Origin of the sequence: Streptomyces sp. NPDC094034 (genome assembly GCF_040303865.1) — a bacterium.
Taxonomy (GTDB): domain Bacteria; phylum Actinomycetota; class Actinomycetes; order Streptomycetales; family Streptomycetaceae; genus Streptomyces.
Genome location: NZ_JBEOUD010000036.1, coordinates 38998 through 65936, shown reverse-complemented (window position 1 = coordinate 65936; position 26939 = coordinate 38998). Strand labels below are relative to the sequence as shown.

23 protein-coding genes and 1 tRNA gene are annotated in these 26939 nt (G+C 70.0%); 8 read left to right on the top strand and 16 right to left on the bottom strand.

What is annotated here, in order from left to right:
• Positions 1 to 25: 25 nt before the first annotated feature.
• Together ABTZ59_RS27350 and ABTZ59_RS27345 are read right to left on the bottom strand one after the other, a co-directional pair.
• Entirely contained in the window at positions 26 to 724 is a 699-nt protein-coding gene (locus ABTZ59_RS27350; RefSeq protein ID WP_503003751.1) for a TetR family transcriptional regulator, read from the bottom strand.
• Positions 721 to 1719, bottom strand: a complete 999-nt coding sequence (locus ABTZ59_RS27345; protein WP_351418530.1) for an acyl-CoA desaturase — start codon at positions 1717 to 1719, stop codon at positions 721 to 723. Before ABTZ59_RS27345 ends, ABTZ59_RS27350 begins: the two co-directional genes overlap by 4 nt.
• Before the next feature lie 252 nt (positions 1720 to 1971).
• On the opposite strand from ABTZ59_RS27345, the gene ppc reads away from it, so the two are divergent.
• The gene (ppc, locus tag ABTZ59_RS27340; protein WP_351418519.1) at positions 1972 to 4701 is read left to right on the top strand and encodes a phosphoenolpyruvate carboxylase; all 2730 of its coding nucleotides are present in this window, start codon (positions 1972 to 1974) and stop codon (positions 4699 to 4701) included.
• A 129-nt stretch (positions 4702 to 4830) separates the two neighbouring features.
• Here the strand turns inward: ppc and ABTZ59_RS27335 are convergent, their stop codons facing one another.
• The 7 genes from ABTZ59_RS27335 to ABTZ59_RS27305 all read right to left on the bottom strand — a co-directional run bounded on the left by ABTZ59_RS27335 (position 4831) and on the right by ABTZ59_RS27305 (position 10589).
• Positions 4831 to 5328 (bottom strand): hypothetical protein, encoded by a 498-nt coding sequence (locus ABTZ59_RS27335; RefSeq protein ID WP_351418515.1) that lies wholly within the window; start codon positions 5326 to 5328, stop codon positions 4831 to 4833.
• Between the two features lie 44 nt (positions 5329 to 5372).
• A complete protein-coding gene (gene pth / locus ABTZ59_RS27330) occupies positions 5373 to 5969 on the bottom strand; it encodes an aminoacyl-tRNA hydrolase (RefSeq protein ID WP_351418510.1) in 597 nt (198 codons plus the stop codon).
• Between the two features lie 98 nt (positions 5970 to 6067).
• Positions 6068 to 6658 carry a 50S ribosomal protein L25/general stress protein Ctc gene (locus tag ABTZ59_RS27325; RefSeq protein ID WP_351418502.1) on the bottom strand — a complete coding sequence of 197 codons (591 nt, stop codon included), beginning with the start codon at positions 6656 to 6658 and terminating at the stop codon, positions 6068 to 6070.
• A 283-nt stretch (positions 6659 to 6941) separates the two neighbouring features.
• Entirely contained in the window at positions 6942 to 7919 is a 978-nt protein-coding gene (locus tag ABTZ59_RS27320) for a ribose-phosphate diphosphokinase (protein WP_249952647.1), read from the bottom strand.
• A 109-nt stretch (positions 7920 to 8028) separates the two neighbouring features.
• Entirely contained in the window at positions 8029 to 9525 is a 1497-nt protein-coding gene (gene glmU, locus ABTZ59_RS27315; RefSeq protein ID WP_503003750.1) for a bifunctional UDP-N-acetylglucosamine diphosphorylase/glucosamine-1-phosphate N-acetyltransferase GlmU, read from the bottom strand.
• 109 nt (positions 9526 to 9634) lie between these two features.
• Positions 9635 to 9707, bottom strand: a tRNA-Gln gene (locus ABTZ59_RS27310).
• 24 nt (positions 9708 to 9731) lie between these two features.
• Positions 9732 to 10589, bottom strand: a complete 858-nt coding sequence (locus tag ABTZ59_RS27305; RefSeq protein WP_351418488.1) for a hypothetical protein — start codon at positions 10587 to 10589, stop codon at positions 9732 to 9734.
• Between the two features lie 155 nt (positions 10590 to 10744).
• Here ABTZ59_RS27305 and ABTZ59_RS27300 point away from each other — a divergent pair, with 155 nt between their 5' ends.
• Positions 10745 to 12085 carry a sensor histidine kinase gene (locus tag ABTZ59_RS27300; protein ID WP_351418485.1) on the top strand — a complete coding sequence of 447 codons (1341 nt, stop codon included), beginning with the start codon at positions 10745 to 10747 and terminating at the stop codon, positions 12083 to 12085.
• 134 nt (positions 12086 to 12219) lie between these two features.
• Here ABTZ59_RS27300 and ABTZ59_RS27295 read toward each other — a convergent pair whose 3' ends face one another.
• Both ABTZ59_RS27295 and ABTZ59_RS27290 read right to left on the bottom strand, forming a co-directional pair.
• On the bottom strand, positions 12220 to 12708 hold the full coding sequence (locus tag ABTZ59_RS27295) for an SUKH-3 domain-containing protein (RefSeq protein ID WP_351418480.1): 489 nt from the start codon (positions 12706 to 12708) through the stop codon (positions 12220 to 12222).
• Positions 12709 to 12712: 4 nt separating this feature from the next.
• Positions 12713 to 13213 (bottom strand): YwqJ-related putative deaminase, encoded by a 501-nt coding sequence (locus ABTZ59_RS27290; RefSeq protein WP_249952643.1) that lies wholly within the window; start codon positions 13211 to 13213, stop codon positions 12713 to 12715.
• Positions 13214 to 13654: 441 nt separating this feature from the next.
• Between ABTZ59_RS27290 and ABTZ59_RS27285 the strand changes: the two genes are divergently transcribed.
• The 3 genes from ABTZ59_RS27285 (at position 13655) to ABTZ59_RS27275 (ending at position 18514) form a co-directional block, all read left to right on the top strand.
• Positions 13655 to 14632 (top strand): SMI1/KNR4 family protein, encoded by a 978-nt coding sequence (locus ABTZ59_RS27285; protein WP_351418475.1) that lies wholly within the window; start codon positions 13655 to 13657, stop codon positions 14630 to 14632.
• Positions 14633 to 14637: 5 nt separating this feature from the next.
• A complete protein-coding gene (locus tag ABTZ59_RS27280; RefSeq protein WP_351418615.1) occupies positions 14638 to 17370 on the top strand; it encodes an SUKH-4 family immunity protein in 2733 nt (910 codons plus the stop codon).
• Between the two features lie 253 nt (positions 17371 to 17623).
• Positions 17624 to 18514 carry a coiled-coil domain-containing protein gene (locus tag ABTZ59_RS27275; protein WP_351418470.1) on the top strand — a complete coding sequence of 297 codons (891 nt, stop codon included), beginning with the start codon at positions 17624 to 17626 and terminating at the stop codon, positions 18512 to 18514.
• A 155-nt stretch (positions 18515 to 18669) separates the two neighbouring features.
• On the opposite strand, the gene ABTZ59_RS27270 is transcribed toward ABTZ59_RS27275, so the two are convergent.
• Complete coding sequence (locus ABTZ59_RS27270) at positions 18670 to 20364, bottom strand: MFS transporter (protein WP_503003746.1); 1695 nt, start codon at positions 20362 to 20364, stop codon at positions 18670 to 18672.
• Positions 20365 to 20718: 354 nt separating this feature from the next.
• On the opposite strand from ABTZ59_RS27270, the gene ABTZ59_RS27265 reads away from it, so the two are divergent.
• The 3 genes from ABTZ59_RS27265 (at position 20719) to ABTZ59_RS27255 (ending at position 24656) form a co-directional block, all read left to right on the top strand.
• Positions 20719 to 21507 (top strand): ABC transporter ATP-binding protein, encoded by a 789-nt coding sequence (locus ABTZ59_RS27265; protein ID WP_351418467.1) that lies wholly within the window; start codon positions 20719 to 20721, stop codon positions 21505 to 21507.
• Positions 21504 to 24080 (top strand): ABC transporter permease, encoded by a 2577-nt coding sequence (locus ABTZ59_RS27260; protein WP_351418464.1) that lies wholly within the window; start codon positions 21504 to 21506, stop codon positions 24078 to 24080. Before ABTZ59_RS27265 ends, ABTZ59_RS27260 begins: the two co-directional genes overlap by 4 nt.
• Before the next feature lie 234 nt (positions 24081 to 24314).
• Complete coding sequence (locus ABTZ59_RS27255; protein WP_351418460.1) at positions 24315 to 24656, top strand: hypothetical protein; 342 nt, start codon at positions 24315 to 24317, stop codon at positions 24654 to 24656.
• 185 nt (positions 24657 to 24841) lie between these two features.
• Here ABTZ59_RS27255 and ABTZ59_RS27250 read toward each other — a convergent pair whose 3' ends face one another.
• The 4 genes from ABTZ59_RS27250 to ABTZ59_RS27235 form a co-directional block, all read right to left on the bottom strand.
• Positions 24842 to 25390: a GNAT family N-acetyltransferase gene (locus ABTZ59_RS27250; protein WP_351418457.1), complete on the bottom strand. Its 549-nt coding sequence runs from the start codon at positions 25388 to 25390 to the stop codon at positions 24842 to 24844.
• 89 nt (positions 25391 to 25479) lie between these two features.
• Positions 25480 to 25896 carry a PIN domain nuclease gene (locus tag ABTZ59_RS27245; protein WP_351418449.1) on the bottom strand — a complete coding sequence of 139 codons (417 nt, stop codon included), beginning with the start codon at positions 25894 to 25896 and terminating at the stop codon, positions 25480 to 25482.
• The gene (locus ABTZ59_RS27240) at positions 25893 to 26126 is read right to left on the bottom strand and encodes a type II toxin-antitoxin system VapB family antitoxin (protein ID WP_351418446.1); all 234 of its coding nucleotides are present in this window, start codon (positions 26124 to 26126) and stop codon (positions 25893 to 25895) included. Before ABTZ59_RS27240 ends, ABTZ59_RS27245 begins: the two co-directional genes overlap by 4 nt.
• A 190-nt stretch (positions 26127 to 26316) precedes the next feature.
• Positions 26317 to 26763, bottom strand: coding sequence for a nitroreductase family deazaflavin-dependent oxidoreductase (locus ABTZ59_RS27235; protein ID WP_351418441.1), 447 nt, complete (start codon positions 26761 to 26763; stop codon positions 26317 to 26319).
• Positions 26764 to 26939: the final 176 nt, after the last annotated feature.

The window sequence follows — 26939 nt, the reverse complement described above, 5'->3', positions numbered from 1 at the left end:
CGACGGCGCGGCCGACCCCGCCCCCTCAGATCTTCCGGTGGCCTATCAGCCGCGGCCTCGGCTCCAGGTTCTCCAGGCCGTGCCAGGCCAGGTTCACCAGATGCGCCGCCACCTCGGACTTCTTCGGGCGGCGCGCGTCCACCCACCACTGGCCGGTCAGCGCCACCATGCCCACCAGCGCCTGGGCGTACAGCGGTGCCAGCTTCGGGTCGAAGCCGCGGGCCTTGAACTCCATGCCGAGGATGTCCTCGACCTGGGTGGCGATATCGCTGATCAGCGAGGCGAACGTGCCCGTGGACTGCGCGACCGGGGAGTCGCGGACCAGGATGCGGAAGCCGTCCGTATACGTCTCGATGTAGTCCAGGAGAGCGAACGCGGCCTGTTCCAGCAGCTCACGGGGGTGGCCGGCGGTCAGGGCGCTGGTGACCATGTCCAGCAGCTGGCGCATCTCGCGGTCCACCACCACCGCGTACAGGCCCTCCTTGCCGCCGAAGTGCTCGTAGACGACGGGCTTGGAGACCCCGGCCTTCGCCGCGATCTCCTCGACCGACGTGGCCTCGAAGCCCTTCTCGGCGAAGACGGTGCGGCCGATGTCCAGCAGTTGCTCGCGCCGTTCCGCACCCGTCATCCGGACCCTGCGGGTCCGCCGGCCTCCCGTGGTCCGGCCCTTGTCGGTGCTGCCCTTGCCGCTCGTACTGCCGTCGATCGCCACGGTGCCCATCATGCCTTGGCGGGTGCGCTCTTGCGGCGGGTGTCCAGCCGGGCGGCGCTCGGCCAGCGGACGTCGGACGCCCAGCCCAGCAGCTCGAACCAGCGGATGATCCGGGCGCTGGAGTCGAGCTGGCCCCTGAGCACGCCGTGCCGCGCGCTGGTCGGGTCCGCGTGGTGCAGGTTGTGCCAGGACTCGCCGCAGGACAGCACCGCCAGCCACCACACATTGCCCGAGCGGTCCCGGGACTTGAAGGGGCGCTTGCCGACCGCGTGACAGATGGAGTTGATCGACCACGTGACATGGTGCAGCAGCGCCACCCGTACCAGCGAGCCCCAGAAGAACGCGGTGAACGCGCCCCACCAGGACATCGTCACCAGCCCGCCCACCAGCGGCGGGATCGCCAGCGAGACGACCGTCCACAGCGCGAACTGGCGCGAGACCGCGCGGATCGCCGGGTCCTTGATCAGGTCGGGCGCGTATTTGTGCTGCGGCGTCTGCTCCTCGTCGAACAGCCAGCCGATGTGGGCCCACCACAAGCCCTTCATCAGCGCGGGAAGCGTCTCGCCGAACCGCCACGGCGAGTGCGGGTCGCCCTCCGCGTCCGAGTACTTGTGGTGCTTGCGGTGGTCCGCCACCCAGCGGACCAGCGGGCCCTCCACGGCGAGCGAACCCGCGACGGCGAGCAGGATCCGCAGCGGGCGCTTCGCCTTGAAGGAGCCATGGGTGAAGTAGCGGTGGAAACCGATGGTGACGCCATGGCAGCCGATGTAGTACATCGCCACCATCAGACCCAGATCGAGCCAGCTCACGCCGCCCCAGGCCCACGCCAGCGGGACCGCCGCGAGCAGGGCCGCGAAGGGCACGACGATGAAGAGCAGCAGGGCGATCTGCTCGATGGACCCCTTGCTGTCCCCGCCGAGCGTGGCGGAGGGAAGCGGGGCCCCGTCGGCGCCCGAAGGGGTGGGGGGAGTGGAGGGATCGTCGATCAGGTCGGGGGGTGTGGGCATGAGGGGGTCCCCTGGGGTGAGTAATAGGCCAGAAGTACGAATAGGGCAGAAGGTTGGATACGGGTGCGTAACCTACGGCATCGTAAGTATGGCAGCGCCATACGGCGCGGCAAGAGGCCTGTGGATAACACCAGGCGAAGGACACCTATCCTTGTTGTCGTCGGACAGCGCGGTCCGCGAGACCTTCTCCCGGAAGGTCTGACGCCTCCAGAAACCTCCAGACGTGCTTCAACACTGCAAGGAGCCGCACCTGTGAGCAGTGCCGACCAGACCCCATCCGCCAGCGCGGAGCTGCGCTCCGACATCCGCCGTCTCGGTGACCTGCTGGGCGAGACACTCGTACGGCAGGAAGGCCCGGAACTTCTCGACCTCGTCGAGCGGGTACGCGCGTTGACGCGCGAGAACGGAGAAGCCGCCGCTGAGCTTCTCGGTGACACCGACCTGGAGACCGCCGCCAAGCTGGTGCGCGCCTTCTCCACCTACTTCCATCTGGCCAACGTCACCGAACAGGTCCACCGCGGCAAGGAGATGCGCGAACGCCGCGCCGCCGAGGGCGGGCTGCTCGCCCGAACCGCGGACCGGCTCAAGGACGCGGACCCCGAGCATCTGCGCGAAACCGTCAAGAACCTGAACGTACGGCCCGTGTTCACCGCGCACCCCACCGAAGCCGCGCGCCGCTCCGTACTCAACAAGCTCCGCCGCATCGCCGAACTCCTCGAAGCCCCCGTCATCGCCTCCGACCGGCGCCGCCACGACCTGCGGCTCGCCGAGTCCATCGACCTGATCTGGCAGACCGACGAACTGCGCGTCGTACGGCCCGAACCGGCCGACGAGGCACGCAACGCCATCTACTACCTCGACGAACTCCACGTCGGGGCCGTCGGCGACGTACTCGAAGACCTCGTCGCCGAACTGGACCGTGTCGGCGTCGAGCTGCCCCCCGGCACCCGGCCGCTCACCTTCGGCACCTGGATCGGCGGCGACCGCGACGGCAACCCCAACGTCACCCCCGAGGTCACCCGCGAAGTACTGATCCTCCAGCACGAACACGGCATCACCGACGCGCTCGAACTCATCGACTATCTGCGCGGCCTGCTCTCCAACTCCGTCCGCTACACCGGCGCCACCGACGAACTCCTCGACTCCCTCCAGGCCGACCTGGCGCGCCTCCCGGAGATCAGCCCCCGCTACAAGCGGCTCAACGCCGAAGAGCCCTACCGCCTCAAGGCCACCTGCATCCGCCAGAAGCTCGTCAACACCCGCGAACGCCTCGCCAAGGGCACCCCGCACGAGCCCGGCCGCGACTTCCTCGGCACCGCGGAACTCCTCGACGACCTCACCCTGATCCAGACCTCGCTGCGCCAGCACCGCGGCGGCCTCTTCGCCGACGGCCGCATGGACCGTACGATCCGAACGCTCGCCGCCTTCGGCCTCCAGCTCGCCACCATGGACGTACGCGAACACGCCGACGCCCACCACCACGCGCTCGGACAGCTCTTCGACCGGCTCGGCGAGGAATCCTGGCGCTACACCGACATGCCCCGCGAATACCGGCAGAAGCTCCTCGCCAAGGAACTGCGCTCCCGCCGGCCGCTCGCGCCCACCCCCGCGCCGCTCGACGCCGCCGGCGAGAAGACCCTCGGCGTCTTCCACACCGTCCGCCAGGCCTTCGAACGGTTCGGGCCCGAGGTCATCGAGTCGTACATCATCTCCATGTGCCAGGGCGCGGACGACGTCTTCGCCGCGGCCGTACTCGCCCGCGAGGCCGGACTCCTCGACCTGCACGGCGGCTGGGCCAAGATCGGCATCGTGCCGCTGCTGGAGACCACGGACGAACTGCGCGCCGCCGACGTCATCCTTGACGAAATGCTCGCCGACCCCTCCTACCGGCGGCTCGTCTCCCTGCGCGGCGACGTCCAGGAGGTCATGCTCGGCTACTCCGACTCGTCCAAGTTCGGCGGCATCACCACCTCCCAATGGGAGATCCACCGCGCACAGCGCCGACTGCGCGACGTCGCCCACCGGCACGGCGTACGGCTGCGCCTCTTCCACGGCCGGGGCGGCACCGTCGGCCGCGGCGGCGGCCCCTCGCACGACGCGATCCTCGCCCAGCCCTGGGGCACGCTGGAGGGCGAGATCAAGGTGACCGAGCAGGGCGAGGTCATCTCCGACAAGTATCTGATCCCCTCCCTGGCCAGGGAGAACCTGGAACTGACCGTCGCCGCCACGCTCCAGGCATCGGCCCTGCACACCGCGCCGCGCCAGTCCGACGAGGCGCTGGCCCGCTGGGACTCGGCCATGGACACCGTCTCGGACGCCGCCCACGCCGCCTATCGCGCGCTGGTCGAGGACCCCGACCTGCCCGCGTACTTCTTCGCCTCCACCCCCGTCGACCAGCTCGCCGACCTCCACCTGGGCTCCCGGCCCTCCCGGCGGCCCGACTCCGGCGCCGGTCTGGACGGACTGCGCGCCATCCCCTGGGTCTTCGGCTGGACACAGTCACGGCAGATCGTGCCCGGCTGGTTCGGGGTCGGCTCGGGCCTGAGGGCCCTGCGCGAGGCCGGACCCGGCACGGCGCTCGACGAGATGTACGAGCACTGGCACTTCTTCCAGAACTTCCTCTCGAACGTCGAGATGACACTCGCCAAGACGGACCTGCGCATCGCGCGCCACTACGTGGACACGCTGGTGCCCGACGAGCTGAAGCATGTCTTCGCCACCATCGAGGCCGAGCACGCGCTCACCGTCCAGGAGGTACTGCGGATCACCGGCGGCGAGAAGCTTCTCGACTCCAACCCGGCGCTCCAGCAGACATTCGCGATCCGGGACGCCTACCTCGACCCGATCTCCTACCTCCAGGTCTCGCTGCTCGCCCGCCAGCGCGCGGCGGCGGAGCGGCAGGAGGCGCCCGACCCGCTGCTGGCGCGGGCGCTGCTGCTGACCGTCAACGGGGTCGCGGCGGGGCTGCGCAACACCGGCTGATCGCGGTACGTACGCGGCGGCGCCATGACACCGCCCCCGGCCCGGGTTTTTGGGCCGGGGGCGGTGTCGTACCGGTGTCGTAGCAGCGAGGTGCCCCGCTTCGGAGCGCTTCGCGGCGTTCGCGGCGCTTCAGAGCGCGAAGAACGTGGCCAGCAGCAGCACGGCACCCGCCAGCGCCGTCCCCCAGGCCGTCCGGGTCATCCGCAGACCACCACCGATGACGAGCGAGGCCAGCAGCAGCGCCCCGCCCAGCGGCACCCACGCGTACAGCTGCCCCGCCGCGTCGGTACGGACCAGCTCATCGGTGCCCGGCTTCACCACCACCGGGAACCGCTCGCCCTTCTTGGCCGCGACCGACTGCCCGATGGTCATCCCCGCACGGGGACCGTCAGGGCCGTCGGGATCGTACGGCCCGGTACAGGTCCCGTCCGCGCAGCCGGCCACCGTGAGGGTGCCGTGCTCACGGCCCTTGCCGAGCACCACATGGTGCGCGGTGTCCCAGGAGGTCCAGATGGCCGCGACGAGCAGCAGCACGGCCACGCCGCCCATCGCTGCCCGTCGGCCGAAGGAGAGCATGCGGCCGGAGGAGTTCCGCTTCCGCCGCGTCCGCGCTGTCGTCCGTCCCATAGGGCGGGATCTTTGGCCATAGGCATGCGCCCGGTCAACTCCTGTCAGGAGTTGTACGTACTCTGCGCGCGCTCAAGCCCCTCGATCACCAGCGCCTCCACCGCGTCCGCCGCACGGTCCACGAAGTACGCCAGCTCCTTGCGCTCCACCGACGAGAAATCCTTCAGGACGAAGTCCGCGACCTGCATCCGGCCCGGCGGCCGGCCGATCCCGAACCGCACCCGGTGGTAATCGGGGCCCATCGCCTTCGTCATCGACTTCAGACCGTTGTGGCCGTTGTCCCCGCCACCCAGCTTCAGCCGCAGCACGCCGTAGTCGATGTCCAACTCGTCATGGACCGCGACGATGTTCGCCGTCGGCACCTTGTAGAAATCACGCAGCCCGGTGACCGGACCACCGGACAGATTCATGTACGAGGCCGGCTTGGCCAGCACGACCCGGCGATTGCCGGGACCCGGCGGCCCGATCCGGCCCTCGATCACCTGGGCCTGCGCCTTCTGCGCCCGCTTGAAGGAGCCGCCGACACGCTCCGCCAGCAGATCGGCCACCATGAACCCGACATTGTGCCGATTGGCCGCGTAACCGGGCCCGGGATTACCCAGCCCGACGATCAGCCAGGGGGCGTTGGCATCCGTGGTCATCCGCGCTGCGTCTCCTCTGGATCGGATGAATCGGGGTACGGACAGGCGAACGGGGTGGCGGGCCGAGGCCCGCCACCCCGTGGGGCACAGCGTACGGATCAGCCCTCGGCGCCCTCGGCCGCCTCGGCCTCCTCGGCGGCGGGCTCCTCGGCCTGCGCGGCCAGGACCTGGATGACGACCGCGTCCTCGTCCGTGACCAGCGTGGTGCCGGACGGCAGCGGGACGTTCTTGGCGACGATCGAGTCACCGGCGTCCAGACCGGCGACGGAGACCGTGACGGACTCCGGGATGTGGGTGGCCTCGGCCTCGACGGTCAGCGTGTTGAGCACGTTCTCCAGCAGGTTGGCGCCCGGGGCCAGGTCGCCCTCGGTGTGCACCGCGACCTCGACGGTGACCTTCTCGCCGCGCTTCACCGCGAGCAGGTCGACATGCTCGATGTGACCCTTGAGCGCGTTGCGCTGGACGGCCTTCGGGATGACCAGTTCCTTGCGGCCCTCGATGTCCAGCGAGATCAGCGCGTTCGCCGTCTTCAGCGCCATCATCAGGTCGTGGCCCGGCAGGGTCACGTGGACGGTGTCGGCACCGTGGCCGTAGATGACGGCGGGGACCTTGTCGGCACGACGGGTACGGCGGGCGGCGCCCTTGCCGAACTCGGAACGGACCTCGGCGCTGATCTTCACTTCAGCCATGACGGCACTCCTCGTAGATGACAGGAAATCGGCCGTCACCCGGCCACGACAGGCCTGCTACGAAGAGCGCGTCGATAACGGACCGCCGCACATGAGTGCGGCCTCCCTCGCCGAGCAACTCAGTGAGTCTACCCGGCGGGGAGGCCGCCTCAGAAATCGATCTTCGGGGTCCGGGGCACCTGGGACCCGGAACCTGGGACCCGGAACCTGGGACCCGTGACCCGGAGCCCTCAGCCGAGCGCCCTCACCCGAGAGCCCGGAGCCCGGAGCCGAGAGCCCGGAGTTAAGCCTGCTCCTCGAAGAGGCTGGTCACCGAACCGTCCTCGAACACCTCACGCACCGCACGGGCGATCGTCGGCGCGATCGACAGAACCGTGATCTTGTCGAGATCGAGATTGCCCGGGTCGGGCAGCGAATTCGTGAAGACGAACTCACTGACCTTCGAGTTCTTCAGCCGGTCGGCGGCCGGACCCGACAGCACACCGTGCGTGGCCGTCACTATCACGTCCTCGGCGCCGTGCGCGAACAGCGCGTCCGCCGCCGCACAGATCGTGCCACCAGTGTCGATCATGTCGTCCACCAGGACACAGACCCGGCCGTTCACATTGCCGACGACCTCGTGGACGGTCACCTGATTGGCGACATCCTTGTCCCGCCGCTTGTGCACAATCGCCAGCGGCGCCCCCAGCCGGTCGCACCAGCGGTCCGCGACCCGCACCCGGCCCGCGTCCGGCGAGACGACCGTCAGCTTCGACCGGTCCACCTTCCCGGCCACATAGTCCGCCAGCACCGGCAGCGCGAAGAGATGGTCCACCGGACCGTCGAAGAAGCCCTGGATCTGGTCCGTGTGCAGATCGACCGTCAGGATCCGGTCAGCCCCCGCCGTCTTCATCAGATCAGCGACCAGCCGTGCCGAAATCGGCTCCCGGCCACGGTGCTTCTTGTCCTGCCTGGCATAGCCGTAGAACGGCACGATCACGGTGATGCTCCGGGCCGAGGCCCGCTTCAGCGCATCGATCATGATCAGCTGCTCCATGATCCACTTATTGATCGGAGCGGTGTGGCTCTGGATCAGGAAGCAGTCCGCGCCACGGGCCGACTCCTGATAGCGCACATAAATCTCACCGTTGGCGAAATCGAATGCCTTGGTCGGCACAATCCCGACACCCAGCTGTTGCGCGACCTCCTCGGCCAGCTCGGGGTGGGCGCGGCCGGAGAAGAGCATCAACTTCTTCTCGCCGGTCGTCTTGATCCCGGTCACAGCACTGTCTCCTCAGACGTGTTGATGGCCGCTGCACCCGCGCGTCCCTGCGAGCCAGCCGAATCGTGCAGTTATCACGGTACGCCGTGATCGGCGCGTCTCTTTCCGGTCAGCTTTCGTTCTCGCCGGCGACCGAGGTGATCGAGGCCGCCTGAGCCGCCTGCGCGGAGGCACTTCCCGGCCGCTTCCTGGCCACCCAGCCCTCGATATTCCTTTGCTGGCCCCGGGCCACGGCCAACGAACCGGGCGGTACGTCCTTCGTGATGACCGACCCGGCCGCCGTGTACGCGCCGTCCCCCACCGTGACGGGCGCCACAAACATGTTGTCCGAACCCGTCTTGCAATGTGAGCCGACCGTCGTGTGGTGCTTCGACTCACCGTCGTAGTTCACGAACACGCTCGCGGCGCCGATATTCGTGTACTCGCCGATCGTCGCATCCCCGACATACGACAGATGCGGCACCTTCGTGCCCTCACCGATCGTCGCGTTCTTCATCTCCACGTACGTACCGGCCTTCGCCTTCACGCCCAGCCGCGTACCCGGCCGCAGATACGCGTACGGCCCCACCGAAGCGGCCTCGCCGATCTCCGCGCCGTCCGCCACCGTGTTGTCCACCCGCGCGCCCGCGCCCACCACCGTGTCCTTCAGCCGCGAATTCGGCCCCACCTCGGCACCCTCGCCCAGATGCGTGGCGCCCAGCAGCTGCGTACCGGGATGGACCACCGCGTCCTGCTCGAACGTGACCGACACGTCGACGAAGACCGACGCCGGATCCACCACCGTCACCCCCGCCAGCATCGCCCGCTCCAGCAGCCGCTCATTCAGCAGCCGGCGCGCCTCCGCCAGCTGCACGCGGTTGTTGATGCCCACGATCTCGCGGTGATCGACGGCGACCGACGCGCCGACGCGGTGCCCCGCCTCCCGCAGAATGCCGAGCACATCGGTGAGGTACTCCTCACCCTGGCTGTTGTCCGTACGCACCTTGCCCAGCGCGTCCGCCAGCAACGGCCCGTCGAACGCGAAGACACCCGAGTTGATCTCACGGATCGCGCGCTGCGCGTCGGTGGCGTCCTTGTGCTCCACGATCGCCGTGACCGCGCCGCTCGCCCCGTCCCGGACGATCCGCCCGTACCCCGTCGAATCCGGGACCTCGGCGGTCAGCACCGTCACCGCGTTGCCGTCGGCGGCATGCGTCGCGGCCAGCGCGTTGAGGGTCTCGCCGGAGAGCAGCGGGGTGTCACCACAGGCGACGATCACGGTCCCGTGCGGCGTGGCCCCCAGCTCCTGGAGGGCGATCCGCACGGCATGCCCGGTGCCGTGCTGCTCGGCCTGGTAGGCGGTGCGGACACCGGCGTACTCGGCGGAGAGGTGCCCCTCGACCCGCTCACGGGCGTGTCCGACGACCACCACGAGCTGCTCGGGATCGAGCTCACGGGCGGCGGACACGACATGCCCGACGAGCGAGCGCCCGCAGACCTCGTGCAGAACCTTGGGGGTCTTCGACTTCATGCGGGTTCCCTCACCCGCCGCGAGAACGATGGCGGCGGCCAGTGGGGTCTCCCCTGTTCGAGCGGAGCCGAGAACTTGGGGACGGTTGGCGCTCACGGGAATGCCCTTCGGCTTCGGGTGATGGACAACCGCAGGATACCGGTGGGTTTCGTGACGGAAACGAGGACGGGCCCCGACCGGCGAGGTCAGGACCCGAACTGCGCAGCTCCGCCGCTAGGATTCGAACCTAGACCGAACATCTCCAAAGGATGCCGTGCTGCCAATTACACTACGGCGGAAAATCGACGAAACCGGACATAGGGTCAGGCCGTCGAATTGGCACCTAACACTATGCCGTACCAGGCGCCCTCCACGCGACGGTAAAGATCGGCGCTCTTGGTCACATAGATGATCAAGCAGCCTCTGTACGCGTCGGAGGTGTTCTTCCTCGCGGTCTTCGGGTTGTGCTTCTTGAGCGTCGTCTTCTGGAAGATGGATGGATCAACACCCACCAGATCGGCCCAGAACCGCACGGCCTCCGGGACATTCGCCGACTCGTGGATGCTGACCCGGAAGTGCATCCGGTCGCGCGTGACGTCCAGCAGTTCGAGCCAGCGCAGGTAGAGCTTGATCACATTGGGGTCGCTGTTGATGAACAGGAGCGACTCGCGGCGGGCGTACGGCTTGTCCTTGGCGCCTTCGGCCCAGTACAAGGCGACTCCTGTCATGAACAGCTCTCTGTCGGAGAGCCTGCCGATCTCCTCGCGTGCTGAGCGTTTCGTCTCCTCCCGCTCCAGCTCCTGAGCCTCACGAAAACGGGCTAGGCCCGCGTTCATGCGGGCGCGTCGTTCCTCCTCCGTGTAGCGGGGCTCCGGCTTCGGCAGGTCCCGTACCCACAGGGAGATCGAACTCTTCGAGCAGCCCAACTCGACCTGGATCTGGTCGTACGTGAGCCCCTTCAGGCGCAGCTCGCGTGCCTTCTCGCGGAGGTCGTCCTTGGCGTTCGGGCGCTTCGTCCAGTCCGGGGGTGGCTCGCCTTCCAGGAGGCGGTTGAGGATGTCGTTGTTGTGTACGTGGAGCCGGTCGCGTATCTGGCGGCGACTGAGGCCCTGGCGGCGCAGTGCGACGGCCTGTCGCCTCAATCCCTCGAAGTCGGCGTAGCTGCCGTGGATCGCTGTCATACGGAGATCGTCGTCCGGAATGCGGACGTCCGGCTCGAATGTGCGGGCGATTCACCAGTTCGAGCTATCGATGCGCCTTCCCCGCGTGTCCCGTCCCGTCCCGTGCTGTGGTGGTCGCCGGAAATTGGGGGGCGGGCGCCCGTAGGGTGGGAGACATGACCACAACGGGGGCACACCAGGACGCCGCGGGAGCGAACGCCCGCGGCTGGTGGTGGTGGGGACGACGGCGCAGCGCCGTACTGGACGTGGGGCTGGCACTGGTGTCGGCCCTGGAGTGCGGGCTTGAGGGGAGCAGATTCGCGGACGTGGCGGGGCTGCCCGTGCCGCTGGGGGTGGTCTTCGGGCTGCTGGCCGGCGCGGTGCTGCTGGTGCGGCGGCGGTGGCCGTTCGCCGTGGTGCTCGTCTCGATCGCGATCATTCCGGCGGAGATGGGTTATCTGATGGGGGTGGTCGGGCTGTACACGCTCGCCGCCTCGGAGGCCCCACGCCGGATTCTCGGCGCGCTGACCGGCATGTCGCTCGTCGGCACGCTGATCGTCACGTACGTACGGATGCGACAGAACGTGTCCGTCTCGGGGTTCGACGCGGCCGGGTGGTACGTGCCCCTGGTCGCGGTTCTGATGTCGCTGGGGCTGACGGCGCCGCCGGTGCTGTTCGGGCTCTATGTCGGGGCGCGACGGCGGCTGATGGAGAGCCTGCGCGAGCGGGCGGACAGTCTGGAGCAGGAGCTGTCGCTGCTGGCCGACCGGGCCGAGCAGCGCGCGGAGTGGGCGCGTACGGAGGAGCGGACGCGGATCGCCCGTGAGATGCATGACGTCGTGGCGCACCGGGTGAGTCTGATGGTGGTGCACGCGGCGGCGCTCCAGGCGGTCGCGTTGAAGGATCCGCCGAAGGCGGTGAAGAACGCGGCGCTGGTGGGTGACATGGGGCGGCAGGCGCTCACGGAGCTGCGGGAGATGCTCGGGGTGCTGCGGGCCGGGGAGCAGGTGGCGGCGCGCCAGGCGTCGGACGCGGTGTCGGCGAACGCTCCGGCGGCGGTGCCGCTGGCCGCCGTGGGCGCGGCTGCCGCTGCCGCCGCGGCTGCCGCGGCGGAGGACGGTCCGGGCATGGGGGACATCGAGGTGCTGGTCGGGGAGTCCCGGGATACGGGGATGGTCGTCGAGCTGACGGTGCAGGGCGAGTCCCGTTCGTACGCGCCCGAGGTGGAGCAGACGGCGTACCGCGTGGTGCAGGAGGCGCTGACGAACGTGCTGAAGCACGCGGCGGGCGCGAAGGTGATGGTCCGGCTGGCGCACCGTGACGGGGAGGTCGCGATGCAGGTCGAGAACGGGCCTTCGGACGGTGGTGCGCACGATGTACGGCTGCCGAGTGGCGGTAATGGTCTTGTGGGGATGCGGGAGCGGGTGACCGCGCTGGGCGGGGTGTTCGTCTCGGGTGAGACGGACGCGGGGGGTTTTCGCGTGTCGGCGGTGCTGCCGCATCGCCGGGCCGCCTGACGCCGTCCCGTGGTCGGGCTGCCGGGCCGCCGGGCCGCCTGACGCCGGTCCCTCCGGATGTGAGGCGTGTCTCAGCCTCGGCCGTCAGCCCGTAGCCCGTAGCCCTCGGTCCTCGGCTTTCGGGCCTTCGGCTCTCAGCCGGAGGTGAGGCGTGCCGGTTCCAGGCCCGTGAGCAGGGTGCCGAGCGCTTGGTCGAGGTCCGGGCCCAGGTACCAGTCCCCGGTGTGGTCGATGCTGAAGACGCGGCCCGTGAGGTCCATCGCGAGGATGGCCTGTCCGTCGCCCTCTTCGCCGAGCGGGCTGATCTCCGTGTCCAGGGAGCGGCCGAGGTCGGCGAGCGTACGGGTGAGGTGGATGCCCGCCAGCGGGTCGATCCGTACGACGGCCGGGGCGATCTGCCGGCCGGGACCGGGGGCGATGACGCGCAGTCCGCCGAACTCCGCCCAGGCCTCGACGGCGGCCGGGAAGACGGCGTGCCGGTGGCCGGCGGGTGTGGTGTGCGCGCGCAGCGCGTCGGCCCACTCCTCGGCCTGCCGTATGTCCCAGCGCCCCGGCTGCCAGCCGGCCTCGCGCAGCGCGGCGTCGACGGGGAGGGGGAAGCGGGTGGTGTGCGGGTCGCGCATGCGCTCAGCCGTTCTCGGTGGGGTCGACGGGCCGTACGCCGAAGTGGGCGAGGAGCGGCGCGCAGGAGCGGCAGGGCGGGGCGTAGCTGCCGTGCAGGGGGTCGCCGTCCTCGCGGATGCGGCGGGCGGTCAGTTTGGCGTGTTTGAGGGAGCGGCGTGCCTCGCTGTGGGACAAGGGTTTTCGTCTGGCCCGTTTGGAGCGTCCGGCCTCGGCGGCGGTCAACTGGCGGGAGAGCAGGATCGCCTCGGGGCAGCGGCCGGTGAACCGTTCGCGCTGGCCGCTGGTGAGGGTGTCGAGGAAGTCCTGTACGAGGGGGTGGAGTACGGGTGGCTGGTCGGCTTTGCCGGCGGTGCAGGTGAGGGTCTGGCCGCGGACGGAGAGCGCGGCGGCGACGGCGGGCAGGATGCCGTCCCTGCGCCGGTGGAGCACCGGTGGACGGTGTGGTTCGGTGCTGCTCCAGCTGAGGCGTGGGTCCCCGGACGCGTCGGTTGGTGCGGTGTGCATGTGCTGTCCCCTCCCGGTGCCGGCGGCCGGGCAGCCGCTCGTTCACGCCCCCGTATTCCTGCTGTCACGCCCCTGTTCGCCTGCACAGCCTGCCAAATGCGGCGGGCCCTCGGGAAGCTGGGGCGTGGATCGTGGCGTGGCGTCGGCGTTGGGTCACGCCTGCGTAACCGCCCGTCACGGGGCCTGCCCTTCGTCTCGGAGTACGCCCGATCGGCGTAGTGCGGAGGGATGGCGACACGGGTGAGGACGCGTGAATGACAAGGGCGGGACAAGGGCGGGACAAGGGCGGCGGAAGTCCGGGACAGGGGTGTGGGACAGGGGTGTGGGACGGGGGGATACGGCCGGGGGGAGGAGCGTCGGATCCCCTCTTGCACCACCGCATAGGCTGTCCTGCAACCAGGGCTGTGGAACCAGCCGGAAGCGCAGCAGGGGGCAACCGCCATGACGACAGGTCGGCTCGGGCAGCAAGCCGCGCCACCGAACGCGGCCTACGCCGGGCAGGTCGTGCATTTCCCGGATCCGGTCCGGGCCTCCCGTCACCCCAGAGGTGTACGGGTGGATGACGACGGCTATCCGGACTTCTCGCCGTACGCGCGTGCCGCCGCGGAGATAGCCGAGCCCCCGGCGGGGTTCGGCGTGGACGAGCTGCGGCTCACGGACTATGTGTCGGCCAATGCCGCGCTGGCCGCCGCGGGCCATGAACTGTGGGACACGGTCCCGTCGGTGGCCACACCGCACGGCTGGACGTGGCACCATCTGCGGGCCTCGCGCCGGATGGTGCTCGTGCCGGTGGAGGTGAAGGCGCTGCTGCGTCATCACGGTGGTCTGGCGACGGCACGGGTGGATCACGGCAAGCGGGGGACGCGTCCTCTTCAGGAGACCCGGCCGGCCCATTTCGGGCTGCCCAAGGCCGCGTTGTCGGTCAGCGAGCAGCAGCTGCTGGGGGTGGAGGAGGATCTCGGTTACCGGCTGCCCGGCGCCTACCGCTCGTTCCTGAAGGCGGCGGGCGGCTGCGCGCCGGTGGGCGCGGCGCTCGACGCGGAGCTGGGGCTGCTGGTGGACCAGCCGTTCTTCACCGTGCGGGATGTGGCCGCTGTCAACGACCTGGTGTACGCGAACAAGTGTCTGCGGGACCATCTGACCAAGGATTATCTGGCCGTCGGTTTCGTCCAGGGCGGCATTCTGGCGGTCAAGGTCAAGGGTGACCGGGTCGGTTCGGTCTGGTTCTGCGCGTACGACGACGCCAGGGACCAGGACGGCTGGAGCGTGGGGGAGCGGGTGGAGCGGCTGTTGCTGCCCTGTGGTGACGACTTCGACGCCTTCCTGCTGCGGCTGGCGGGCAATCCGCCGGAGCTGGAGACCGTGGCGAACCTGATGGTGGACGGCGGCTTCGCGCGCGCCGTCCCGGTGGAGGGGTGAGCGCGATGGTGACCTTCGCGCAGGCGCAGGAGCGCGCGGAAGAGTGGGTCAACGCCGATCTGCCCGGTTACCAGCACCGTGAGGTGCGGGTGCGGGAGTTCGAGCTGGGCTTCGTGGTGTGGGCGGAGGACCGCGAGGGCGGTCCGACGTCGGACGGCGGGCGGCAGCGGCTGGTGATCGCCAGGGACAGCGGTGAGGCGACGCTGTGGCCGGGGCTGCCGGTGGGGGAGGTGATCCGCCGGTACGAGGAGGAGTACGGGATGCCGGAGGCGGCGCCGACCGCTCCGGAGGCGCCGCGGCGTATCGATCTGAACCAGACGTCGTTCCTGCTGACCCCGCCGGAATGGCTCCAGGACGCGGCGGACAAGCTCGGGATTCCGGACGGGCGGACGGCGGAGGCTTCCCCGTCTCCTTCCCCTTCCCCCGCGCCTTCCTCCGATCCTTCGCCTTCTCCTTCGTCCTCATCTTCGCCTTCTCCGTCGCCTGTTCCGGTCGCTTCTTCGGCTCCGTCCGCTCCGGGTGGTTCGGGTGGTTCGGGTGGTCCGGGTGCTCCGGGTTCTTCGGGTGGTTCGGGAACGGCCGGTTCGGGTACCGGCGGGTCGCCCGGTGGCGGCAACGCCTCGCAGGGCAGCTCCGCCTGGTCGGACGGGTACGAGCCCACCTCCAACGACGGGGTGCCCGTCGCGACGCCGGGTGCGCCGACCGGGGCCACGCCCTGGACCGGGACCGACACCAACGGCCTGTCGGCCACGTCGGAGGACGGGTCCGTACCGCTGCCCGCGACGGTCTTCGCGCCCCCGCTCTCGGGGGCTGACGACGAGGACACGCCGCCACCGGTCGTGGCCGCCGAGGCGCCGACCGCGCTGATGTCGGGCGGCAGCCAGTTGCCGCGTACGACACTCGCTCAGGGACTGGCGGGAGGGGAGCCGGGGCCGGTGCCCGGGGGATCCGCCGTACCTGGTTCCGGTGCGGGGCAGGCGTCCGGCTCCGCGGCCGGATCTGGCTCCGGGGCCGGGACGGGAGCGGGGGCGGGCGATATCGCCGATGCGGCGACCAGCAAGGCGGCCGTACCCCCGCGTGGTACGCGCGGTGGCGGTGCGACGATTCCGCCGCCGCCGGGCACGCCCGGTGTTCCCGGCGCGCGTCCGCCGGGTGCGACTCCCCCGCCGTCGGGTCCCGGTACGCCCGGTGTTCCGGCGAGTGGCTATCTGCCGACGCAGCTGTCCCCGAGCCTCGGCGGTGCCGGCTCCAACGCACTGCGGCCGCCTGGCCCGCCTGGCCCGCCCGGCCCTCCGGGTGCCCCCGGTGCCCCTGGTACCCCCGGCGTTCCGCCGCCTCCCGGTCCGCCCGGGGTTCCGGGTACGCCTCCGCGCGGGGTGCATCACGCGGCGACGATGTTCGCGGACCCGGACCAGGCCGGCCGGCCGCCGGGGCCACCACGGCCGCCGGGCGCTCCGCAGCCTCCGGGTCCGCCCGGTCCGTCCAGTCCTCCGGGGCCTCCGGGACCTCCTGGTGCGTCTTCGGGCGAGGGACATCACGCGGCGACCATGCTCGCGAGCACGGGACAGGTGGGACCGCAGCCGCCCAACCCGCCAGGTCCGCCGAACCCGCCAGGTCCGCCGGGCGCGCCGTCCGGTCCGCCGGGCGTGGCTCCCGGCATGCCGCCAGGGGGCCCCGGCTCCGGCGGTCCCGGTGGTCCCGTACCGCCGCCGGCCCCGCACCCCCAGCCTCCGGCGTACGGCTATCCGCAGCAGCCCGCCGGTCCGCCGACCGTCGGCCCCGGCTATCAGGCCGTGCTGCGCTACCGCGCGCCCGACGGTTCCGAGGCCCAGCTCATCCGCCGCTCCGCGCCCGGCACCCCGCACCCGGAGTGGCAGTTCCTGCACGAGCTGCGCGCCATGAACGTGCCGCCGCAGCAGGTGCTCGAACTGCACACGGAGCTGGAGTCGTGCGAGCTGCCCGGCGGCTACTGCGCGCGGATGATCAGGGAGACGTGGCCGCAGGTCCGGATCACCAGCGTCGCCCCGTACGGCCAGGACCACGCCAGCAGGCAGCAGGGCATGCAGCATCTGCTCACCCACCAGGGTGAGTTGCACCAGGTCGCGGACGGTCCCGCCCGGCCCGCGCCGGTGCGTGCGCCGCTGCCGCAGATGCCGCCCGCGCCGCCGATCCCTCCCGAGGGAGTCGCGCAGGAGCTGGTGGCGGCGTTCGGTCCGCAGGGCATCTGCCGGTTCGACCAGCGGGCGGTGTCCCGTCAGGGGGTGCCGGAGATCGTGGCGCGCACCCTGGTGTGGGCGGGGCTGCCGTCCGATGTCGGGCCGTTCTTCTGGGCGCAGCCCGCCCAGCCGGTGGTCCCGACACTGGCCGAACTGGCCGCGCAGCGGCAGGTGCGCCCGGCCCCGGACGCGGGTTCGTATCTGGTGATGGGCACGGACTTCGGCCGCGCGCTGTGCGTCCAGTACGGCACGGCGCACATCATGGCTGTACCGGTCGAGGCTGGGCCGGGCGGGCAGTCGGTGCCTCCGCAGTTCGTGAACACCGGACTACCGGAGTTCACGCGTTCGCTGGCGCTGCTCGGGCGGATGTGGCGGCTGAGGTTCGGGCTCAATCCGGAGCAGGCGGGCCGTTGGACCGTCGATTTCCAGGCGCAGCTCTCGGCGCTGGACCCGGCGGCGCTGTCGTCGCCGGAGAACTGGTGGTCGGTGCTGCTGGAGCAGATGTGGGACGGACTGCTCTGACGCCCTGAGCTCTGACGCACTGACGCTCTGACGACGCGTGGTCTCGGGGACGGCCGGGGCGCCTGCCGCACTTCGCGGTGGGCGCTCCGGCCGTTCCGTTTTTCCGATTTTCCACGTTTCCACCTTTTCGGGGTTCATGCCGCATCCTTGACCGGGGTGGCTGGGCGGAGTGTCGTGGTATGGGCGCTTCGGCTCGCTCCAGCAGGATTGTGCCGGATGGCGTTCTGTGTCGTGTCGGAGAAGGGCTTCAAGGATGGCTGCCGCACCGTTGTCGGCTCATGGCTTCGCGCCCGTACGTGGCCGTGGCTACCGCCCCGAGCAGGTCGAGCGGGAGGTCACGGCGCTGTTCCGGGACCGTGACGACGCCTGGGAACGCGTGGCGCGGCTCACCGTCCTCGCCAAGGAGATGGAGGGCGAGGCGGAGCGGCTCCGGGAGCGGGTGGCGGCGCTGCCGCCGCAGACGTACGAGAAGCTCGGCCACCGCGCGCAGCAGATCCTGGCCCTGGCGAAGCAGGAGGACGAGACGGTAAGGACCGAGGCGCGCGAGGAGTCCCAGGCGGTGATCGACACGTCGCGTACGGCGGCCGATCAGCTGCGCGAGGCGGCGCGTCAACGGGCCGACGCCGTACGGGCGGAGGCGGAGGCGTACGCCGGTCAGGTGCTGCGCGCGGCCAGGGGCGCGGCCGAGGCGGCGAGGGCCGAGGCGCGGCGCGAGGTCACGGCGCTCCGCGCGGAATCGCTTGCCGCGCTCAAAGAGGTGCGCCGGCGCACCCAGGGGGTGATCGACGAGCAGGAGCGGAAGCAGGATGACGAGCTGGCGGCGGCGGAGCGCGAATTCGCCGAGCGGGAAGCCGCGTCGCGGGTCCAGCACGACGAACTCACGGCGTATGCCCAGCTCCAGTTGATGGCGGCGCAGCGGGCCTTCTCGGAGGCGGGCGAACAGGCTCGCCATGGCCAGGAGGACGCGGGGGCGCGGGCGGAGGAACTGCTCGCGCGGGCGCGCGCGGACGCGGAGGGCGTCGCGCGCGATACGGAACGGCTGATGCGGGAGCACTCGGCGGCGTGCGAGGAAATGCGAGCGCACATGGCTCACGTACGGACCACTCTGGCGGCGCTCACGGGTCGTGCGCCGACGGAGGAGTGACGCGGGCGGGGGCGTGGCGCGGGCGGACGAGAGGCGCGGGCGGACGAGTGGCGGGGCGTGGCGCTGGCGGAGGGCGTGGCGCGGGCGCGGGTGGAGGCGTGGCGCGGGCGGTGAGGGATCCTTGAGTACCCCTTCCGGGGCCGGTCCTTGAGTACCTATTCGGGATCCTTGAGGACGGGGAACCGGCGGGGGGCCACGAATATGAGCACCAGCAGGGAGACGGCGGCCGCCCCCGCGGCACCTACGTAGACGTACTCCACCGCGCTGTCCATCGCCCGGCGCAGATAGTCCGCGGCCTCGGCGGTGAGTGTGGCCGGGTTCTCCAGGGCTTTGGAGACGGAGTCGAGGTCGTCGGGGAGTCCGGGGGTGGGGGCGTTGGTGAGGCGGGCGGCCAGTACGCCGTTGGCCACCGCACCGAAGAGGGCGGCGCCCACGCTCTGGCCGACCTGGCGGCAGAACAGTATGGACGCCGTGGCCGTTCCCCGTTCCGACCAGCCCACGGTCGACTGGACCCCGATGATCAGGGGCAGTTGGAAGATCCCGAGCGCGGCGCCGAGCAGCAGCATGATCAGCGCGGGTTGCCAGGCCTGGCCGGGATAGGGGAGGAGCGGGAAGGCGAGCAGCACCAGCATGGCGAGGGAGATCCCGATGACGGCGGTCAGCCGGAAGCCGATGCGGTTGTAGAGGCGGTTGGCGAAGGCCGCGCTGACGGGCCAGCTCAGCGTCATGGCGGAGAGGACGAAGCCGGCGGCTATCGGGCCGAGTCCGAGCACGGACTGCGCGTACGTGGGCAGGAAGACGGTCGGGGCGATCATCAGCAGGCCGAGCGCGCCGAGGGCGAGGTTGACGGCCGCGATGGTACGGCGGCGCCAGACCCAGCCGGGGATGATCGGGTCCGTGGCGCGGCGTTCGATGACGACGGTGACGGCGGCGAGAACCGCGCTGCCGCCGAGGAAGGCGAACGAGGGCGTGGAGATCCAGGGCCAGGCGACGCCGCCCTGGACGAGGGCGGTGAGGAGCAGCGCGCCGGTGGCGAAGACGGCCAGCGCGCCCGCCCAGTCGACGCGGTGGCGCGGCGCCGGGTCCGAGGCCGTGTCGGCGCCCTTGGTGGCGGTGCCGGCGGGCCTGGCGGTGGCGGTGGTTTTGGCGGTGGCTTCGGCCGTGGTTTTGGTGGTGTCTTTCGATTTGGCTTTCGATTTGGCGGTGGTCCGGTTCGGTTCGTGCAGATATCTGACCACCAGCCAGAGCGCGAGCGCGCCCACGGGCAGATTGATCAGGAAGATCCAGCGCCAGTCCGCGTATCCGGCGAGCAGTCCGCCGAGGGCGGGGCCGGCGACGGACGAGGTGGCCCAGACCGTCGACAGTTTGGCCTGGATCTTGGGGCGTTCCTTGAGGGGGTAGAGGTCGGCGGCGATGACCTGCACCGTGCCCTGGAGCGCGCCGCCGCCGAGCCCCTGCACGACGCGGAAGGCGATCAGCGAGGCCATGTTCCAGGCGGTGGCGCAGAGCAGTGAGCCGATGAGGAAGAGGATGATGCCCGCGATCAGGACGGGCTTGCGGCCGAAGGTGTCGGAGAGCTTTCCGTACACGGGCAGGGTGACGGTCACGGCGAGCAGATAGCCGGAGAACAGCCAGGAGAAGACGGCGAATCCGCCGAGGTCGCCGACGATTTGCGGGACGGCCGTGGAGACGACGGTGCCGTCGAGCGCGGCGAGTGCCATGCCGAGCATCAGGGCGGCGACGACGGGGCCGCGACCTCGCGCCGGGCCGGGTGGCGGGGCCGTGGCCCGGGGGGCGGGTGTCGCTTCCGTACGTCCGGAGTCCTCGGTACTTCCGCCGGCGCCGCTCACGGGATCCCTTCCCTATGCATGTATCTCCAGGAGGCCACCCTCTCACCCGGGCCTCGCGCGGGGGAGGGCCCGGGGCGCGGTCCCCTAGGGGCTCCTCCTTACTTCGGGCCAGGGGTCGTTCGTCCCGTCGGAGGACGAGGGGGCGGTGGCTGGTTCTTTATGTTTGCCCTACGTGCTCCTACGTGCTCCTACGGCGGCGAGAGCCCGCGAATGGGGCTCACCGCAGCAGAGGGGTGGGGAAAACCCCAGGTGAAGACTGTGCTGTGCACCAGCGCGCCGGGGCCCCCGAAACCAGCAGACTCAGAACACCGCCAGACGAACACTCGGTGTATCAAGCGAAATAGGAGACTTACCGTGACAACGGCTGTGACCATTCCCAGGCACGGGGGTACTGGAAGGCGTACGGCCGTCGCGGCGCGAGCGCGGCAGGTCGTCAAGGCGTACGGCGCGGGGGAGACCCGGGTCGTGGCGCTCGATCATGTCGATGTGGACATCGACCGCGGGCAGTTCACCGCGATCATGGGCCCGTCCGGCTCGGGCAAGTCGACGCTGATGCACTGCCTCGCGGGCCTGGACACGGTGAGCGCGGGCGAGATCTTTCTGGACGAGACCGAGATCACGAAGCTGAAGGACAAGAAGCTCACCCAGCTGCGCCGGGACCGGATCGGCTTTATCTTCCAGGCGTTCAATCTGCTGCCGACGCTCAACGCGCTGGAGAACATCACGCTGCCCATGGACATCGCGGGCCGTAAGCCGGACGGTCCGTGGCTCCGGCGGGTCGTGGAGACGGTGGGCCTGGCCGACCGGCTCTCGCACCGGCCGACCCAGCTGTCGGGCGGTCAGCAGCAGCGGGTCGCGGTGGCCAGGGCGCTCGCCGCCCGTCCGGAGATCATCTTCGGTGACGAGCCGACAGGGAACCTGGACTCGCGCGCGGGCGCCGAGGTGCTTGGCTTCCTGCGCCGGTCGGTCGATGAGCTGGGCCAGACGATCGTGATGGTCACGCACGACCCGGTCGCCGCGTCGTACGCGGACCGGGTGCTGTATCTCGCGGACGGCCGGATCGTGGACGAGATGCTCCGTCCGACGGCCGACGCCGTGCTCGACCGCATGAAGGACTTCGACGCCCGGGGGCGTACGTCATGACGGTGTTCAGAACCTCCATGCGCAACTTCCTGGCGCACAAGGGGCGGATGGCGCTCTCCGCCGTCGCCGTCCTGCTGTCGGTGGCCTTCGTCAGCGGCACCCTGGTGTTCACGGACACGATGAACACGACGTTCGACAAGCTCTTCGCCGCGACGTCCTCGGATGTCACGGTCAGTCCCAAGGCGGCCAAGGGAGGGGACGAGACCTCCCAGACCGGCAAGCCCGAGTCGCTGCCCGCCTCGGTCGTCGAGACGGTGCGGACGGCGGACGGAGTGAAGTCCGCCGAGGGCGCCGTCAGCAGCATGAGCGTGACGGTGGTGAACGCCGACAACAAGAACGTGGGCGCGAGCAGCGGCGCCCCGACGATCGCGGGCAACTGGACGCGTAACGACCTCCGTTCGATGGAGATCACCTCGGGTCACGCGCCGCGTGGGCCCACCGATGTGATGGTCGACGCCGACACCGCCGAGAAGCACCACCTCGCGATCGGAGACGAGCTGCGCACCATCGCGGTCACGGGTGACTTCCGGGCGAAGATCTCGGGTATCGCCACGTTCACCGTCACCAACCCCGGTGCGGCGGTCATCTTCTTCGACACGGCGACCGCCCAGCGTGAACTGCTGGGGGACACCGGCCGGTTCACCCATGTCAATGTCACCGCGGCCGAGGGCGTCGGCAACAGCGATCTGAAGCGGGATGTGGCGGCCGCTCTCGGCGGCGGCGCGTACAAGCTCCAGACGCAGAAGGAAGCCGCGGACGCGAACCGCGCGGATGTCGGCTCCTTCCTCGACGTGATGAAGTACGCGATGCTCGGCTTCGCGGGGATCGCCTTCCTCGTCGGTATCTTCCTGATCGTCAACACGTTCTCGATGCTGGTCGCGCAGCGGACCCGCGAGATCGGTCTGATGCGGGCCCTCGGATCGAGCCGTAAGCAGGTCAACCGCTCGGTGCTGCTGGAGGCGGTGCTGCTCGGGATCTTCGGCTCGATCGCCGGGGTCGCCGCCGGGGTGGGGCTGGCCGTCGGGCTGATGAAGCTGATGTCCTCCATGGGCATGGATCTGTCCACCCAGGATCTGACGGTCAAGTGGACGACTCCGGCGATCGGGCTGGTGCTCGGTGTCGTCGTGACCGTCGTCTCCGCGTACGTTCCCGCCCGTCGGGCCGGGAAGATCTCGCCGATGGCGGCCCTGCGTGACGCGGGTACCCCCGCCGACGGCCGGGCCGGATGGGTCAGGGCGGCCATCGGTCTGGTGCTCACCGGGGCCGGCGGTGCCGCGCTCTTCATATCGACGCGGGCCGACGAGGCGAGTGAGGGTTCGGTCTTCCTCGGGGCGGGCGTGGTCTGCACGCTGATCGGCTTCGTCGTGATCGGTCCGCTGCTGGCCGGCGGTCTGGTCCGGGCGCTCAGCGCGGTCGTGCTGCGGATGTTCGGCCCGGTCGGCCGGATGGCCGAGCGCAACGCGCTGCGCAATCCGCGGCGTACGGGAGCGACGGGCGCCGCGCTGATGATCGGGCTGGCGCTGGTGGCCTGTCTGTCGGTGGTCGGTTCCTCGATGGTCGCCTCCGCGACCGACGAGCTGGACAAGTCGGTCGGCGCGGACTTCATCGTCCAGTCCGACAACGGCCAGCCGATCATGCCGCAGGCCCAGGCGGCGCTGGAGAAGGCGCCGGACATCGCGCATGTCACCGAGTACAAGTGGGTCGACGTCAAGCTGACCGCCCCGGACGGAAAGACGCGGTCCGACGGCATCGTCGCCGCCGATCCGACCTACGCCCAGGATCTGCGCCGCGAGACTGTCGCGGGTGAGCTGTCCGCGGCGTACGGCGAGGACGCGATGTCGGTGGGCGATACGTACGCGAAGGAGCATGGCGTCAAGGTCGGTGACCGGATGGCGGTCGTCTTCCCGGGCGGGAAGAGTGCCGAACTGACGGTCGCGGCGATCACCTCGGACGACACGAATGTCGACAAGGGCGCGATGTACACGAACATCACGACGGCCCAGCGGTATGTGCCGGCCGACAAGATGCCCAAGAACTTGATCATGTTCGCGGCGGCCGAGGACGGCAAGGAGACGGAGGCGTACGCCGCCCTCAAGGACTCGCTCGCGGCCTATCCCCAGTACACGGTGCAGAACCAGACCGACTTCAAGCAGGACTTGAAGGACCAGATAGGCCAACTGCTCAATATCGTCTACGGGCTGCTGGCACTCGCGATCATCGTCGCGGTGCTGGGAGTGGTGAACACCCTCGCGCTGTCGGTGGTGGAGCGGACCCGTGAGATCGGTCTGCTGCGGGCGATCGGGCTCTCCCGCCGCCAACTGCGCCGCATGATACGGCTGGAGTCGGTGGTCATCGCCCTCTTCGGCGCCCTGCTCGGGCTCGGGCTCGGCATGGGCTGGGGCACCTCGGCCCAGAAGTTGCTGGCCCTGGAGGGTCTCGGCGTCCTGGAGATACCGTGGCCGACGATCCTGACGGTCTTCGTGGCCTCGGCTTTCGTCGGACTCTTCGCCGCCCTGGTGCCGGCCTTCCGGGCCGGTCGGATGAACGTGCTGAACGCGATCGCCACCGAGTAGAACGGTACGGTGGAGGCTCCGGCCTCGGTGGGCGTTCCTCCAACGTCCATCGGGGCCGGAGGGCATTTATCACCGCGCGACGGTTGCTGTCCGTCAGAACGCGCCCGAGTCGGCGAGTTCACCCATACGAGGGGTTGTAGCGTTATGTGGTCAACCGGACACTGAGGGTGACAGGTCCTCTCGATCGGACGATCCGATCGACTTCCCGGGCCCGCTCAGAAGGAGGGCACCGCTGTGTCCACACCCAACGCACCGGAAACCAACGTAGAGGTGGCTGCCCAGACCGACGGGCTCGCGGTGACCGGCGGCAATGTCGCCGATCTGTGGCGAGGCTGGGTCATCTGGGGCGCGTACAACGGCTGGGTCAACTTCCCCATCACCTGGAACGTGATCAACCCGAACTCGACGGTCATCGTCACGGCGTCCGAGGTCGACGCCAACGGCGTCCGGTTCATCGGCGCCGCGCCCGTCACGGTGACGGGGATCGCCCCCGGCTCCGGAATCGTGACGGTCAAAATCAATATCGCCTGGAACAGCCCGCTCCGTATCCGCACGGACGTCGTCGTCCTCAACTGAACGCGTCCCTGACCCGGCGGGATTGCCCCTCGGACCCCCGCCACGAGAGCCCCCGCACCGCGTCCCGCGCAGACGGCCGGGGCCGGAGCCAGCGGCTGCCGCTGTGAGCCGCCGCAGGCCGTCGTGGGTCGTCAGTCCCGGGGTGGGCTGAGGCGCCGCCTCGTCGGCTGATGCTTGACGACTCGTCAGAGAGCCGTGGCCTCAAGCCCGGCGGCCTCGGCAGGAATTACGGCGGGGGCGCGTCCGTTGGTGGCGTCGGCCAGCGGTTTGGCGTAGCAGAGGCTGAGCTCGTGGAAACGGTAGTGGCCGAACTTGGCGCAGGGTTCGTAGCCGCTGGAGGCGTAAAGAGAGATGGCCTCCGGCTGTTTGGTGCCGGTCTCCAGGACCATGCGGGTGCGGCCCGCGGCGCGAGCGTTGTCCTCCAGGGCGGCCAGTATCAGCCGGGCCAGACCCTGGCCGCGCGCCTCCGGGGTCACGTACATGCGTTTGATCTCCGCGTCACCGTCCGCGTACCCGTGGTCGTTCTCGTCCTGGGTGCGCCAGCCACCCGTCGCGACCGCGGTGCCCTGGTCGTCGTAGGCGATCAGATAGAGGCCCCGCGGCGGTTCGAACATGCCAGGTTCGAGAGGCGTGACGTCGCCCTCGTCGCCGTATCGCTCGGCGTACTCCAACTGCACGCGATCGTTGAGTTTGACGGCGTCGGGGTGACCGAAAGAGATAGTCCGAATATTCATGCCGCGAATTGTACTTATATGCGCCGCATGGGTGGATGGTTGCTTCGGCTACCACGCCCCACCGTGCGGTGGCCACGTATGCGGGGCGCCTACCGGTCCGCGGTCCCGGGATCGACCACCCAGCGCATGGTCTGCCCGGTGATCTCACGGATCATGTCGAAGTCGCCGTCATAGTGCAGAACGGTCAGGCCGCGCCGTTCCGCCACAGCGGCGATCAGCACGTCGGAGAGCGAGAGCGCCCGATGGAAGCCCCGGCGCAGGGCCTCGCGCTGGAGCCACAGGGCACGCTCGTGCTCCGCGTCGTTGCAGGGCGCGTAGTCGAAGCCGCGCAGGCTGAGACGGATGCGGGACGCGTCCTGTTTGGTGCGCGCGCTGTAGACCATCTCGTACTCGACGACCGCGCAGGTCGTCAGGAGGCCACGGTCGTTCAGGTCGTCCAGCACCTCACTCACCGCGGGCTGTCCCCAGCGGGCCAGGGCCGACTTGTCCGCGAGGAAGACGCTCACGCGGCGGTCTTCCGGTCCCGGGGACGGGAGCCGGCCGGGCCGGTGTTCTCGATGATCTCGCTGAAGTCGAGTTCCCCCGACTTCACGGCATCGGCGAACTCCTGGCGCAAACGCCGTTTCACGGCATCCTCCATGGCGGCGCGTACGGCTGCCGCTTTGGTCTTGGAGCCGTACAGCCGCATGGCTTCCTCGACGATGTCGTCGTCGAGATCGATGACGGTGCGAGACATGGCCTCCCCTTACTTCCCCCATGCATGAGACTGAAATGATATCGCCGATACGCGCGCGACGGTATCGTTTCCTCTCGGACCACTCATCCGTGGGGTTCGGGACGCCCCCGTGCCCGACGGACCCCGGTGCCCCAGGACCGTTCGGGGCACCGGGGCACCGGGGCAGCCGGTCAGTGGCGGCAAGTGGCGGTCAGTGGGGCGTGGGTGACGGCTCCAGGATGAAGACCGGGATCTCGCGGTCCGTCTTCGTCTGGTACTCCGCGTACGGCGGGAACGCCTCGACCGCGCGAGCCCACCACGCGGCCTTCTCCTCGCCGGTGACCTCGCGGGCGACCATGTCCTGGCGTACGGGGCCGTCCTGGAGCTCCACCCGGGGGTCGGCCGTGATGTTGTGGTACCAGACCGGGTTCTTGGGGGCGCCGCCCAGTGAGGCGACCGCCGCGTAGACGCCCCCGTGTTCCACGCGCATCAGCGGGCTCTTGCGGATCTTGCCGCTCTTCGCGCCCCGGGTGGTCAGGACGATGACGGGCAGGCCGTTCATCGTCGTTCCCTTCGTACCGCCCGAGCTCTCGTACACCTCGACCTGCTCGCGTGCCATCGGCATCGCGCTGGGCTCGTACTCACCCTCAAGAGGCATGGTGATCCATCCCGTCGTCGGAATCCGGCGTCGGACGTCGCGCCCGTCACGGCCCGCGTCCCGTGCTTCCCCCGCGCTTGTCTCAATGACCGAAGCGGGTGCGATCATTCCCGGATCCCGTCGCCCGGCCCGGCTCCGGCCGGCTTCCGGTCCCGGGTGTCACACCGGCGTCGTAC

Excerpts from the sequence above, each read along its gene's own strand:
- ABTZ59_RS27350 (WP_503003751.1), bottom strand. The coding sequence starts at position 724 with ATGATGGGCACCGTGGCGATCGACGGCAGTACGAGCGGCAAGGGCAGC.
- ABTZ59_RS27345 (WP_351418530.1), bottom strand. The coding sequence starts at position 1,719 with ATGCCCACACCCCCCGACCTGATCGACGATCCCTCCACTCCCCCCACC.
- ABTZ59_RS27335 (WP_351418515.1), bottom strand. The coding sequence starts at position 5,328 with ATGGGACGGACGACAGCGCGGACGCGGCGGAAGCGGAACTCCTCCGGC.
- pth (WP_351418510.1), bottom strand. The coding sequence starts at position 5,969 with ATGACCACGGATGCCAACGCCCCCTGGCTGATCGTCGGGCTGGGTAAT.
- ABTZ59_RS27325 (WP_351418502.1), bottom strand. The coding sequence starts at position 6,658 with ATGGCTGAAGTGAAGATCAGCGCCGAGGTCCGTTCCGAGTTCGGCAAG.
- ABTZ59_RS27305 (WP_351418488.1), bottom strand. The coding sequence starts at position 10,589 with ATGACAGCGATCCACGGCAGCTACGCCGACTTCGAGGGATTGAGGCGA.
- ABTZ59_RS27300 (WP_351418485.1), top strand. The coding sequence starts at position 10,745 with ATGACCACAACGGGGGCACACCAGGACGCCGCGGGAGCGAACGCCCGC.
- ABTZ59_RS27295 (WP_351418480.1), bottom strand. The coding sequence starts at position 12,708 with ATGCGCGACCCGCACACCACCCGCTTCCCCCTCCCCGTCGACGCCGCG.
- ABTZ59_RS27290 (WP_249952643.1), bottom strand. The coding sequence starts at position 13,213 with ATGCACACCGCACCAACCGACGCGTCCGGGGACCCACGCCTCAGCTGG.
- ABTZ59_RS27285 (WP_351418475.1), top strand. The coding sequence starts at position 13,655 with ATGACGACAGGTCGGCTCGGGCAGCAAGCCGCGCCACCGAACGCGGCC.
- ABTZ59_RS27280 (WP_351418615.1), top strand. The coding sequence starts at position 14,638 with ATGGTGACCTTCGCGCAGGCGCAGGAGCGCGCGGAAGAGTGGGTCAAC.
- ABTZ59_RS27275 (WP_351418470.1), top strand. The coding sequence starts at position 17,624 with ATGGCTGCCGCACCGTTGTCGGCTCATGGCTTCGCGCCCGTACGTGGC.
- ABTZ59_RS27260 (WP_351418464.1), top strand. The coding sequence starts at position 21,504 with ATGACGGTGTTCAGAACCTCCATGCGCAACTTCCTGGCGCACAAGGGG.
- ABTZ59_RS27250 (WP_351418457.1), bottom strand. The coding sequence starts at position 25,390 with ATGAATATTCGGACTATCTCTTTCGGTCACCCCGACGCCGTCAAACTC.
- ABTZ59_RS27240 (WP_351418446.1), bottom strand. The coding sequence starts at position 26,126 with ATGTCTCGCACCGTCATCGATCTCGACGACGACATCGTCGAGGAAGCC.
- ABTZ59_RS27235 (WP_351418441.1), bottom strand. The coding sequence starts at position 26,763 with ATGCCTCTTGAGGGTGAGTACGAGCCCAGCGCGATGCCGATGGCACGC.